Annotated in this window: 12 protein-coding genes and 1 riboswitch; of the genes, 2 read left to right on the forward strand and 10 right to left on the reverse strand. The window is 46.9% G+C overall.

Features of this window, described 5'->3' with window-relative positions:
* Positions 1–47: 47 nt before the first annotated feature.
* From msrB to DYA43_RS22950, 3 genes are all read right to left on the reverse strand, one after another.
* Positions 48–494, reverse strand: a complete 447-nt coding sequence (msrB, locus tag DYA43_RS07400) for a peptide-methionine (R)-S-oxide reductase MsrB (RefSeq protein ID WP_061056539.1) — start codon at positions 492–494, stop codon at positions 48–50.
* A 121-nt stretch (positions 495–615) separates the two neighbouring features.
* Positions 616–1,347, reverse strand: a complete 732-nt coding sequence (locus DYA43_RS07405; protein WP_061056540.1) for a hypothetical protein — start codon at positions 1,345–1,347, stop codon at positions 616–618.
* Between the two features lie 20 nt (positions 1,348–1,367).
* Positions 1,368–1,526, reverse strand: a complete 159-nt coding sequence (locus tag DYA43_RS22950) for a hypothetical protein (RefSeq protein ID WP_020331119.1) — start codon at positions 1,524–1,526, stop codon at positions 1,368–1,370.
* Positions 1,527–1,833: 307 nt separating this feature from the next.
* Positions 1,834–1,938: riboswitch (glycine riboswitch) on the forward strand.
* A 91-nt stretch (positions 1,939–2,029) separates the two neighbouring features.
* Here DYA43_RS22950 and DYA43_RS07410 point away from each other — a divergent pair.
* Positions 2,030–3,415: an alanine/glycine:cation symporter family protein gene (locus tag DYA43_RS07410; protein WP_061056541.1), complete on the forward strand. Its 1,386-nt coding sequence runs from the start codon at positions 2,030–2,032 to the stop codon at positions 3,413–3,415.
* Between the two features lie 29 nt (positions 3,416–3,444).
* Here DYA43_RS07410 and DYA43_RS07415 read toward each other — a convergent pair whose 3' ends face one another.
* The 6 genes from DYA43_RS07415 to hcp-2 form a co-directional block, all read right to left on the reverse strand.
* Positions 3,445–4,083 carry a LysE family translocator gene (locus DYA43_RS07415; protein WP_020331121.1) on the reverse strand — a complete coding sequence of 213 codons (639 nt, stop codon included), beginning with the start codon at positions 4,081–4,083 and terminating at the stop codon, positions 3,445–3,447.
* 120 nt (positions 4,084–4,203) lie between these two features.
* Entirely contained in the window at positions 4,204–4,986 is a 783-nt protein-coding gene (locus DYA43_RS07420) for a DUF2931 family protein (RefSeq protein WP_062789254.1), read from the reverse strand.
* On the reverse strand, positions 4,964–7,081 hold the full coding sequence (locus DYA43_RS07425) for a phospholipase effector Tle1 domain-containing protein (RefSeq protein ID WP_020331123.1): 2,118 nt from the start codon (positions 7,079–7,081) through the stop codon (positions 4,964–4,966). Before DYA43_RS07425 ends, DYA43_RS07420 begins: the two co-directional genes overlap by 23 nt.
* Positions 7,078–7,872, reverse strand: a complete 795-nt coding sequence (locus tag DYA43_RS07430) for a DUF4123 domain-containing protein (RefSeq protein ID WP_061056542.1) — start codon at positions 7,870–7,872, stop codon at positions 7,078–7,080. The genes DYA43_RS07425 and DYA43_RS07430 overlap by 4 nt, the downstream gene beginning before the upstream one ends.
* Positions 7,869–9,920, reverse strand: coding sequence for a type VI secretion system Vgr family protein (locus DYA43_RS07435; protein WP_061056543.1), 2,052 nt, complete (start codon positions 9,918–9,920; stop codon positions 7,869–7,871). The genes DYA43_RS07430 and DYA43_RS07435 overlap by 4 nt, the downstream gene beginning before the upstream one ends.
* 151 nt (positions 9,921–10,071) lie before the next feature.
* The gene (gene hcp-2, locus DYA43_RS07440; protein WP_020331126.1) at positions 10,072–10,590 is read right to left on the reverse strand and encodes a type VI secretion system effector Hcp-2; all 519 of its coding nucleotides are present in this window, start codon (positions 10,588–10,590) and stop codon (positions 10,072–10,074) included.
* Positions 10,591–10,903: 313 nt separating this feature from the next.
* Here hcp-2 and DYA43_RS07445 point away from each other — a divergent pair, with 313 nt between their 5' ends.
* Positions 10,904–12,388, forward strand: coding sequence for a carboxypeptidase M32 (locus DYA43_RS07445; RefSeq protein ID WP_061056544.1), 1,485 nt, complete (start codon positions 10,904–10,906; stop codon positions 12,386–12,388).
* Positions 12,389–12,494: 106 nt separating this feature from the next.
* On the opposite strand, the gene DYA43_RS07450 is transcribed toward DYA43_RS07445, so the two are convergent.
* A complete protein-coding gene (locus tag DYA43_RS07450; RefSeq protein WP_020327406.1) occupies positions 12,495–12,971 on the reverse strand; it encodes an outer membrane beta-barrel protein in 477 nt (158 codons plus the stop codon).
* Positions 12,972–13,071: the final 100 nt, after the last annotated feature.

The following is a 13,071-nucleotide window of genomic DNA, read 5'->3' on the forward strand; positions in this document are numbered from 1 at the left end:
GAAAATCCAGCCCTTGGGCTGGATTTTTTACATTTGAAAGAATGCGATTAATCTCGCTGCTTGTCTATCGCAATCGAGTTAACACAATAACGCAGCCCGCTTGGTGGTGGACCATCAGGAAAGACATGGCCAAGATGTGCGTCACAACTGTTGCAGCGCACCTCGACTCTAGGCGTCGCCAGTTTAGTGTCGATATGATACGAAATCGCGTTGCTTTTCACGGGTTGAGAGAATGAAGGCCAGCCTGTATGCGAATCGTACTTGGTATTCGAATCAAACAGCACGGTTTTACAGCACACACATTGATAAATGCCCGGCTCAAACAAGCTGCACATTTCTGAAGAAAATGGTCGTTCCGTTCCGTGTTCACGCGTGACGTAATATTGCTCTTCGGTCAGTTCTTTTTGCCACTCCTGCGCCGTTTTTTCAACGCGACGCGTTGGTTGCAAATTCCCATGATTTGCAAATTCAAGAATGTCTTTCCAACTCAGCATAGCTGCCCTCTCTTACTGATTGCCTCTTGTCTGCCTTAGACCTTAGTACGAGACAAAAACTTTCACCGCCTTACGTCGCTTATAAAAAAATAGCTCATCAACGATGAGCTATTTTTGCTTTTTACAGGCCGATTTCTTCGGACAACGATTTTATCTGTTCCAGATCCATCTGATGGACCCGAATCATCTGGTCCAGCTGACTGATACGTGAGTTCGCTTCATCTTGTTTATCACAAGCATCCGATTTAGCGTCCCAAGATTTGCCTTCCAGATAGATATCACACTCTTTCTTAAGCGATTTGACTTGAGGAACCAGCGCATCACGCTCCTTCTGCATCGCTTCCATCTCTTGCTTAATTTTCAGCTCTTTCTGGAATAGTTCACGAGAGCGCTCAAACATGGTCGCTTGCATATCAGCCTGACGATTCAGCTTGCTATTCTTGGCATCAGCCTCTGCCAGCGCATCTTTCTGTTCGGATAACTCGCTCTCCAGCGTCGCATTCACTTTTTCCAGCTCAGTGATCTGCTTTTCCAATTTACTCAGGTTGGTTTTGTGTTGTTCCGTCTGTTCATTAAGCGCTGCTTGAAGCTTATTTTCCCACTCGCTGTTCATAGCGATGGTTTGCTGCTCAGCGTCGGCCTGCTGAGCCGAATCATCACTCTTCGATTGCTGATATTGTGTTTCCAACGTCTGATAGGCTTTTTCCCATTTCGACGCGGTGACCGATGAGCCAATCAAGCCACCAAGAGCCAAACCCAACACGGCTGCGATACCAATATAGAGATAACTGCGCTTATCGCGCTCTTCAATGACAACTACATCTTCGTTATCGTCTAACTGTTTCTGGTTCAAGTTTTACTCCTAAATCAACATCAGCGAAATAATTCAGCAACGACCACAGAGACAATGTAAATCACAAACGCTGCCCCCAGAGTCATCACCACACCTTTCTGAACTTTCTCACTGGTTCGATAACGGATCAGAAAGTATGCCAGCACAATCAATAATCCAATGGTTATCAGTCTGATCATGGCTCGCTCCCTTTATAACGCTCTATTTTATACCACTTATACCGTATGAAAGGTCAGAGAAAAGTTTATTCCTCCACATCTTAGGGAAGATTTCTGACTTCGATTGATTTTGTAGATGACATCACACTTTGTTTTGGTTAGTATCGCAAAGCAAATTACCTGATTATACAGGTAATTGTTCCGTTGAAGACTGCAGGAGAGAGGTTGTTAACCTATTTTTAACAAAATAGGCAAACATACCCGCCGAAGAAGTAAATCTTTCAGGTGCTTTATTCTTCCCCAAGAAGAATTAGCGAGGACTGTAGTTGGAGGAACCTCTGGAGAGAACCGTTCAATCGGTCGCCGAAGGAGCAAGTTCTGCTTATCCACTAAGCGGAGTGAAACTCTCAGGCAAAAGGACAGAGGAGTGAAAGGTAACCCGTATTGTAAATAGCTTTTGGCTATTTACTGTTTGATCCGCCCTTTCCCTCTTCTCCTTAGATGTTGTTTATTAAGGGGAAAACATGACCAACCTTCTTTCATTTTTACAAACTATTGATAGCTTCGTTTGGGGCCCACCACTACTCATTCTGCTCGTCGGCACTGGCGTGTATTTCACTTTTCGTTTGGGTCTGCTGCAATTCCGTCACCTGCCAACAGCACTGAAAATGGTATTCAGCCGCGATAAATCTGCCGACAAACAAGGTGACGTATCGAGCTTTGCGGCGCTGTGTACCGCACTATCGGCAACGATCGGTACCGGCAACATTGTCGGCGTGGCAACCGCCATCAAACTGGGAGGTCCAGGTGCGCTCTTCTGGATGTGGCTGGCAGCGCTGTTTGGTATGGCAACCAAATACGCCGAATGTCTGCTGGCGGTGAAATACCGTAAAGTCGATGATAAAGGCCAGATGGTCGGCGGCCCGATGTACTACCTGCAATACGGTGTCGGATCTAAAGCGCTGGCTATCATGTTTGCTGTTTTCGCTCTGGGTGTTGCCTGCTTTGGTATCGGTACCTTCCCACAAGTTAACGCCATCATTGATGCGACAGAGATTTCATTCGGTGTCTCTCGCGAAGTCTCCGCTGTCGTACTGACACTGCTGGTTGCCTTCGTCACCATCGGCGGAATTCAGTCAATTGCAAAAGTTGCTGGTAAAGTGGTACCAGCTATGGCGCTGTTCTACATCGTGGCTTGTTTAAGTGTGATCGTGACAAACGCTGACCAACTAATGAATGCAGTGGAGTTGGTTCTGACTTCCGCCTTTAGTTCCTCTGCAGCGACGGGTGGTTTCCTAGGTGCGAGCATTATGTTGGCGATCCAATCTGGTATTGCACGCGGTGTGTTTTCCAACGAGTCTGGCCTCGGCAGCGCCCCAATGGCCGCCGCCGCAGCAAAAACCGATTCTTGTGTGAAGCAAGGCCTGATCTCGATGACAGGTACATTCTTCGATACCATCATCATCTGCACGATGACTGGCCTGGCATTAATTCTGACCGGCGCATGGCAAAGTGATTTCTCCGGCGCGGCCATGACAACATATGCTTTTGCCGTTGGTCTGAACGCAGAAACAATTGGTCCAATGCTAGTCTCTATCGGCCTGATGTTCTTTGCTTTTACCACCATTCTTGGCTGGAACTACTACGGCGAACGTTGCATCGTGTTCCTGTTCGGCACTAAAGCCGTATTGCCATACAAACTGGTATTTATTGTTCTGGTTGCTTCAGGTGCATTCCTGAAACTGGATATGATCTGGGTCATTGCGGATATTGTGAATGGTTTGATGGCAATTCCGAACCTGATTGGTCTGATAGCGCTGCGTCACATCGTGGTAGAAGAGACTAAACAGTTCTTTGCTAATACCGTGAAGGAAGTTCAACCCGCGTTCCATGCACAGCAATCAAGATAAGAAAAAAGCGCCCAATGGGCGCTTTTTTCTTAAACAGTTTCTTTTTCGAGCAACAGCTTTAAACCCAGCGCGACTAAAACAAAGCCCGTTGTCCCTTCCATCCAACGCATAAAAGATGCGTTCTTCAAAAGATTCTTGGCTGAGCTTAGCGCGCCAGCAAGGCCACATTGCCAAACCATCGCGATCACAAAATGAATTCCTGCCATGAGCAAAGACTGCATTAAAGGAGAATGCTCAGGATTAATAAACTGTGGCAAAAACGCGAGGTAGAAGACCGCAGTTTTAGGGTTAAGAACATTAGACAGGAAACCTTCACGCAGAGAACGCTTAACGCTGAGCTGTGAATGAGACAAAGTCGCCACATTCATACCCTGCCCAGTTTTCAACAAGGTACGTAAACTAGAGATACCCAGCCAAATCAGATACGCCGCACCAATCATTTTCATAAAGTGGAACAGCTCAGCCGACTGAGTCAGAATCGCAGAAATACCAATCGCGGAAAAAGTTGCGTGCACGAATAAGCCAGCACAAATACCAAGGCTAGTCACACAGCCATCCACCATCCCCGCTCGGGAGGTGTTGCGAATTACCAGCGCAGTATCAAGGCCGGGCGTTAAAGTGAGAATAGTAATGGCGATAAGAAACGCTTCAATGTTCTGTATGTACATATCAATCCCTGAAAAATCACAAGTGGTTAACTTATACCGTAAAGTGTGATTTGTGTCTCTAACAGATTATCGTCAGATAAGAAAACGCCCAGCTGTGGGCTGGGCGTTTTCGGTAGCTTTTTATTGATGGCTAGCACTCAGAGCTTCATCTAAAGTCTTTACTTTTTCTAAAGTATAAACTTTGTTCACTTTGTCCCATGGAATCGGGTCAATAGAAACGCCTTCGATCTCTGCTCTTTCTTTAACCTCAGCCAATAAGGAACTATTTTTATAGTCATCAGCTCTCATCCCATTACTATCATGTTCAAGAACTCTGTCTGGTGGTAGCTCTTTAACATAAATCATTTCATCACATCCTTTGAGCCAAATTTTTGCATTTCCATTAGGCAGTAAGCCAAAAACTAATTCCTTACGAAAACAATCATGAATAACAAAGCCACTTTCAAGCGTATAACTAAGATTGATAGACATCAGCCGTTTAACTGACTCGTCAAGTTCATATTTTGTTACGTAAAATTTAGTATTTACCAAAGATGCCCAATAAATATAAATGTAGTCTGGTAAATGGGTTGTACCACCAATTTGGTCGCGTCGTACTATGCTTATTGAATGCAACGGTAGTCCGTATCCGTCATAGTCTGGTAGTTTTTCACGCGCATTACTTAATTCGCTTCTCGTCATAAACTGCGTAAAATTATGCAGCATTACAGTCCAATCTTCTTCTTCATTCACACCATAAGCCTGAGTGACATTTACTGGATAGAATGAAGGCATAACAACGCCAACTTGCCACTGTTTTCCAGGTACTGGCGAAGCATCCGAAGCACAAGCAATCAATAAAAGTGATAGTACAGATGTAATTATATTTTTATAATTCAAATTATTTCCCTTTTTCACATTCATAACTGGCCCGTTTGTAACAATTCTGTTTTTCATCCCAAAGAGGTGCCATACCAATATCGCCGCCCGATGAATGATGGTACAAGTTCATTTTCATGAATGCATCTTTAAGTTTTTTGTCACTCAGTTTTTTGGACAAAAAGTCATAATCTCCACATTTAGCAGATTCTAATATTTCGTCATTCAACATCCTGAAACTAATCACATCAATATCTTGTACTGTATATTGGTTCTCATTTCGTACTGAATCAGACCAAACCTTTCCATCCCTATCATTAAATGGAACACCATGAAATTCTGACAATCCGTACATTAAGCGAAGATAAAGCCTAGACAGATCACCTGAAACAAAGCGTTTGATATAAAGACGACCAATTACCGTTCCACTATCCTTGTCATTTCCTCTATTTATTACCTCAAATTCTGGTTCAGAATAGTCGCTCTCATTCCATCCGGTTAACAGATCTCTTTCCTTATATTCCATCAACTTAGAACTTATATATTTCTTAACTCTATCTTTCTCCCAGTCACCAGAAAAAGATCTGCTGATTTTCTTTACCAACTTATTCTCAAACATTGGGAGCAAAAAATCTCTTCGAATAAAACTTTGTCGCGAATGATAGCCACCACCAATATCTGAGTGTGCACCTGGCAACACAAATTCATAAAAGTGTTGTTCATCTCTCGAGTTGAGATGATTCAAACTAAAGTTGTCACGGCATTCAATAGTTGGGTCAGCGGTTAGGTGTACGACACGTCTTACGCGCTCAGGATCGAGCCAGAGTCGCACATCACCATTGTCAGTATGCGTTGAGAAATCAAACGACAAAAGATCAACAACAGAAGCAACAGTATCAAATAGCCCAGCAAAGCTGATTTCACAACTTGCCTTGCGCTCATCTTTTTCGTTCCAATCAAATCCAAACTTCAATGCTAACCCTGATTTATCACATGCTTTTGAAAAAGCAGGTGCAAACTCTCCATGTTTACCATCCAAAACGACATTTACGAAATGCCTAGCAGCAGCAGCCCCTCGGCTGAAACCAAAAACATCGAATTGTAACTTACTAATTCCATCTATATCAGGACCAGCTTGGCTACGAATGTCGGAAGCCACGTCTTCCATACTTTTTGAAAGTTGATCAATACCTGTGGAGACTTTAGCCGTTACACCATACTTGCCTGTTCCAAGTCCTTGCCCAATCAGAGATTCATCCGCTGGAGATATATTTGTGCTGTTGCCTGTTCCAATTCCTGTTACGTATTGCGCATGAGAAAACGTCCTGATTTCTTTAAAATATGTATTATATGCATACAAATCATATAACTTCTGAACATTAGTGAGCTCATTGGTGGCACTGCCTTCCACGGTTTCGATTTCCCCGTCATCGTTTTTAAACAATGAAATAAAGAAGTTATCTTTCTTAGGATACGCAAAACAGTCATCAGAAAGCAGTACTTCTGGTATAGCATTTTTGGGGTAACCGGTTTTTCTGGAAAGAATGTCGCAGTCTGCTTCGTATTTTGCCTTCCAAGTGGAATAGTATTTTTCCAGTTCCTGCTTACCCCATTTCGCACCATAGGTATTGTTGGCAGTGCCATCAAAGAACATGCCGACACGCAAAGTGATGAACTTGTACGCTCTGACCTGAAGAACATACGTTTTATCAACAACCAATTTGACTGCGTCACCTTGCCCTTTTTGGTGGTAAGGCGGCAGCGTTACTTTCTCGGGTAACAGCGTGAGATCGCCAGTGGTGATTTCTGCATATTTCACAGGGCCACCATTGTGACCGCTATAACCATCGGCAAAGTCTTTGGTCGGTTTATCCGTGTTATTTCGCGGATGAGTCTCTGCTTGAGCTTCGAGAATCCATGGCTCTGCGTCTAAAACCAGTTGTACCGGGCCGGGCGGTAGCTGCTCAATCAAAATGGGCGCATCACTCAGTTCGACAGGATGTTCAACTTGATTGGAGTCAACCACTACACCAGTCACCCCCGAGAATGGTTGATTATTTTCATCTCGAACAAGAATTTCAATCCAGTGAGTTAACTGTTGGCATGGTAAGCAATAAGCGTTGGTTCCTGTACTGCTCATACAAATTTCTCCTGAATATTCAATAACTGTTCTTGTTCTGGATTAGATAAGTGAAAAGCGAGGCATACTTCCGCCATCGACACCGGAGTACGTTGAACCAGCATGTTCAACACTGCCAGTTCCCCTTGTTCTGGGTTAAATCCTTGCGATTGAGCCTGTACCAATGTCTGTTTGATGATCTCCACGGGTTGGTCAAGCGCTTCCATCGATTCAGGCAACACTTCCCAGAATCGCTTTTCTAAAATAACGGCATGAGTTTGAGTGGAGTACAGTGGCTTAAGATGTGCCTCTTTCATTCGCCACCAAGGCGCTGGTTGCAATTCGAACGGCGTCACTCGGGTTGACGACCAGGTTTGCAATTGGTCTGTTTCGGTATGAAAAGTAGTCAATTCCTTGATGTTGCCGAATAGCGCGTTGAGATCGCTCTCGTCCATTACCGTGAGCATTGGTAGTAACACTTTCGGATCGTAAAAGCGAAATACTACTTCTTCACCATCCAACCCTGCGGTCAACAAGCTACGCAAATGGTCAGTGAGATCCCGTAGATCTGCCGACGATGTGAAGAACAACCCCTGCTGCAACGTATCTTGAGAAACCGCAGCCAAGGAATCATCGGCAGGCACCAACCAAGGTGACAATGGCATCGCATTAGCAAACATATCCCCATGAAAAAGTGGGGTGGAATGCTCGAACGAAAAACCGCCATTTTCGCTTACGGCCTGTTTAAAAGGGTCTGCTTTGGCAAGCCAAAAGACGGGCAAGCTTTGTGTGTCTAGCCACTCAGAAATCATGAATTACCCTCCGCTAGTGGACAAGGTTTCACTGCAGGCACATTGGCTTCCTCTGCCTGCAACAAAGCTTGGTAAGAAACCGTTTTCGGAGCATCCAGTGGCGGCGCATCGTCCAAATTGCCCGGTAGTGTGGCAGCTTGGCCACTGAAACCACTGCCACTGCCCGGGCTACCGCCCGAGTTCAGGTTCACGCCTGCACCAGATAGATGAACCCCTGCTGGGTCGACTTTCACAAAGCTGCCGCCCGCTTTCACGGTGATTTCGGAGCCAGCTTCAATGACGACCTTTTGGCCCGCTTTAATATGGACTTCAGTACCCGATTCATTCACCCAAACACTGCCGGTTTTCACATGCAATGAGCCTTCAACCATCAGAGTTCGGTTCCCGGTCACTGATTCACGGCTTTCCCCACCCACCGTCAGATGCTGATTGTTTTTGATTTGACTGAAGCGGTCGTTCTCCACCGTAAGGTGTTTATCGTGCTTAATCACGCTGGTGTGGTCGTTTTCAATCAGGCCGTCAAAGTCTTTCTGTGCGTGCAGGTAAATTTGCTCACTGCCTGCTTGGTCGTCAAAACTGAGTTCGTTATAACCCTGCCCCTGATGGGTTTCGGTGCGCAGCACGGTTTTGGTTTTGTTGTCTGGCAGCGTATACGGCGCAGTGTTGGTGGCATGATAGGTACGACCGGTGACTATCGGTTGGTCCGGGTCACCATTGAGAAACGACACAATCACTTCATGACCGATGCGCGGAATGGCGATCATGCCATATTGACTGCCCGCCCAGCCTTGCGAGACGCGCACCCAGCAGGAGCTGTGCTCATCACCGTTGGAATAGCGATCCCATGGGAAATGCAGTTTTACGCGGCCGTGTTCATCGCAGAAGATCTCTTCGCCTTGCGGGCCTACGACAGTGGCGATCATCGGGCCATCGACCTGAGGTTTAGTTTGCGGCGTGGCGCGCCAAGTGCGATGCGCTGGGATGAGCGAAAATTGGTTCGCGTAGGTGGTCGCGCCATTACCTCCGGCTTCTTCTAGCGCCTGAGGCTGCGTGCCTTGGCTGGTGACACTCACCACCAACCAATCTCGGTTTAGGGTGTCGTCGAGGTGCTCTTGCAGGTCAAACTTCACCCCCGGACGCAGCAACGGTTGGTTGCTTTTTCCCGTTGCGGTGTGCGCGTTGCGGCGCAAATAATCAAGGCGGATCTGGCTGAATGCTTTGCCGCTGACATCGTCTTTATACCGCCCCGGCGCATCGAAATGTTCGTAATCTGGCTGCTGATAGTCCATTTCTGTCCCGACCGCTTGCTGGGCAAAGGAGTATGTCGGCTTTTTAAAACTGTAGTCTTGCAGCGCCGTTTGGCTCACCTCCGATTGGGTGTGCACGCTCAGCGCCGAGATGTACGGTGATTCAATCATACCGCCCGCCAGCGTGTTGTACGGAATTGGCTCACCGAGTTTCGGCAGGCTCTCTGAGGCGTCGCTGAATATCAGCGTATGTTTACCTTCTTCATGAATGAAGCTGTACACCAACCCTTCTTCGGCAGCTAAACGATGGAGAAAATCCAAGTCGGTTTCACGGTACTGAACGCAGAATTCACGCTGCGCGCAGTCGCGAGTCAGCGCAAAGGCGTAGTCGTTGATGCCCATTTCCTGCAACAGAATGGAGAGGATTTCCGGCACGGTGTTGAGTTGGAAGATGCGGCTGTTGTGGCGCAGAGACAAACGCTCTAAAGCAGGCACCAACGTGAGTGAATAGAAGGTGTGGTGATGGCCGGTATCGCCCTGCGTAAAGCGGCGCACGATGCCGTTCACGCGCTGAACCAGCATATCGTCGCGATAGAGCGTCAGCTCCGCGGCTTTATCCACCACCATCTCCGGCGTTAAATTGGCAAGCCGACTGGCGAGCTCCAGTTCATAACGAAAACCGTGGCACGGTTGCCCATTGATGCGTTCGCTGGAAAGCGTTTCTTGCCCGTCGAACCCACGCACCACCAGCGTGTCGTCCTCCAGACCTTCCACATGAAACTGATACTTTAACGTCGCCATCCTGCCATTCCTTCATACTCAGTAAAAATGGTGAAACCTTAAGCGCAAAACACCCGAAACCAAGCGGATGCCAGGGTGCGGGTTGGATGCTTTGTGCTTAAGGTTCACAAGGTTGCCCGCCTATAGACGGGCAACACAGCTCGAGCGTAAATTACGCTTCGATTGGTTTACGCCAATCGTCTGAGCCTGAAGTACCCGCATTCACGTGATCCCACGTTATTTTGCGGTAAGACATCGAAACGGTCAGGTTCTGAGTGAAATCAGATTTTGCTGGATCTTGGCAGTGTGGCATTTCACATTGGATATCCACGATAGACGCGTTTTCCAGCTTGGTGGTGAAGAAGTTTTCTTGTTTGCCTTCGATAGACGTGCGGTACCATTTCAGTTCAACCGTCGTCATCTTCTCGCCTGATGCCAGTGCGTTGTACAGCAGAGGAACAGCTTTGTTCAGAGACACGGTGAATTTGAATGGTTTGTGCACACGCTGACCTGAAGGCTGGCCCGATTGTGGGTCAGTCGGAACAGTAACGATGTGGTCGAACTGCTGAACCAGCATCTCGTCTTCGTGACCTTCAACGAATGAATCGCCGATAGAATCCGCAGTACAAGCGCCTGCAGTGATTAGACCCTGAGTTTGACCTTCGATAGAGATATAACATGGAGTTGGCATTGCTCATTCCTTTCTAACTGGTTGTTTATCAGGCAACGGGTTAAGACAACCTTTGCCATTCGATAAAACGTTCGTGATGTAAGTGCGCTCAGCGCGAATTCAGTGAGTAAGGGAGCAAAGTCGATGCCACTTTGGCATTCATTTAAAATCAATTAGTTATATTTAAAACCTTGCCATTAGAGCAACAAACTGCCTTTGAACAAGCAAGATCTTGCTTGTCGGGCAAGGTTCACGTCGCTGGTTCAGGCCACTTGTTAATCTGTAGCACGTTGGTACACTTCTCTCTCATTTTTCGTCAAGGAAGGCTATTCTCATGAGCGTATTCGATAAATTAGTTAAACACTCTAAAAAGGTTTCTCACTTCAATCATTTGTCTGCCATCTGCGGCTGGGATCAAGCAGCGGTGATGCCAACGGGCGGCGCTCAGGCACGTTCAGAAGCGATGGCTGAGCTCTCTGTTCATATTCATGGTTTGATGACACAGCCGCAACTCAGTGACTGGTTTGCCGAAGCAGAAGCGGAAAGTCTCAATAGCGAACAAACCGCTGTCCTGCGCGAGATGAAACGCCATTGGCAACAAGCCAATGTATTGCCTGAATCGTTGGTCGAAGCCAAATCATTGGCAGGTTCAAAGTGTGAGCATGCTTGGCGCTCTCAGCGAAAAGCAAACGACTGGGCCGGTTTTGAAAAGAACTGGGCTGAAGTGGTGAAGTTATCTCAAGAAGAAGCACAAATCCGCGCTGAAGCGACGGGCACCACGCCTTACGATGCGATGCTGGAGCTCTATGAACCCGGCACGACGACTGAATCTCTGAACCGCGTGTTCAGCGACGTAAAAAGCTGGCTACCAGAGATGATCGATCAAGCGATTGAGAAACAGCGTTCTGAAGCGGTGTTAGAGCCTAAAGGTTACTACCCAGCACAGAATCAGAAAGCGCTCGGCCTTGATGTCATGAAGCTGCTTCAATTCGATTTCGACCATGGTCGTTTAGATGAAAGTGTCCATCCATTCTGTGGTGGCGTGCCAAGCGACGTACGTATTACCACTCGCTACAATGAAACTGAATTTGTGCAGTCACTGATGGGTATCGTGCATGAAACGGGTCACGCTCGTTACGAGCAAGGATTGCCAAAACATCTGGCAGGAACTCCGGCAGGTGAAGCGCGTTCGATGGGTATCCATGAATCACAATCCCTGTTCTTTGAAATGCAGTTGGGTCGCAGCCCGGCGTTTATCGATCACTTGGCGCGTCTTGCTGCTGATCACTTTGGCGCTCACAATGACAAAGTGTTTCAAATCGACAACATTCAAAAGCTGTATACACGAGTGAAGAAAGACTTTATTCGTGTCGATGCCGATGAACTAACCTACCCTGCACACGTTATTCTGCGTTATGAAATTGAGCGCGATCTGATGAACGGCGTGATCAAGCATACCGATGTGCCTGAACTGTGGGACGAGAAAATGCGCGCGTCTTTAGGCCTCAGCACCAAAGGCAACTATCAGAACGGATGTATGCAGGACATTCATTGGACAGACGGCAGCTTCGGCTACTTCCCAAGCTACACCTTGGGTGCGATGTACGCCGCTCAGTTTATGGCAACCATGAAGCAGAGTGTTGATGTGGACGCGGCAATTCGCAGCGGCGACCTGTCTCCTATCTTCGCTTGGCTACAAAGCAACATTTGGAGCAAAGGCAGTCTGTTAACAACAGACGAGCTCGTTAAACAAGCGACAGGTGAGACGCTCAACGCCAAGCATTTCAAAGCTCACCTCGTACAACGTTACATTGCTTAAATCTGTCTTAGGCCACAACGATCACCACCTTCACAGAAGGTGTTTAGGGATAGAAAATAAAAAACCAGCCAAAAGGCTGGTTTTTTCATTGAGTTTTAACGTCGACTTATAGGAAGTGGAACGTTGCGTTCAGGCTGAACGTATCGATGCTGTCTTTGTCCAGCTCGTATTTGTGGTAGCTGGCGCCAACAGAGAATGGGCCCATGATGAAGTATTCAGCGCCAACACCGTACATGATATCGATGTCGTCATCTTTGTTACCGTTTACTTCCGTTTTCCATGAGTGCAGACCACCACGTGCATAGACGTGCAGAGGACCAAAGTCGATGCTTGGCTTCAGTGCAAAGTAAACGGTTGATGCAGAGATGTCTGAACCGTTGTCTTTGAAGTCACCAAAATCGGTATAACCTGCTTCAACACCGATGAATGGCAGAATACCAGTACCAGCGTGAATGGTGTAAGAAGTGCTAGTGTCGCCTTTGTAATCCGCCTGACCAACAGACGCACCACCGTAAATCCAAGAGTCAGCCAGCGCTGTTGAAGATACACCGATCAGAGCCAGTGCCAGTAAAGTCTTTTTCATGATTAACCTTCTCATCGTTATGAGGCAATGCTCCCTGCGGCCATTCATTGCCATGTTGCGCCAAATTATAGTGATATTGATAAGCTATGCAAATACTGTA

The sequence above is a fragment of the Vibrio fluvialis genome (assembly GCF_900460245.1).
In the GTDB taxonomy this organism is placed as follows: Bacteria; Pseudomonadota; Gammaproteobacteria; order Enterobacterales; family Vibrionaceae; genus Vibrio; species Vibrio fluvialis.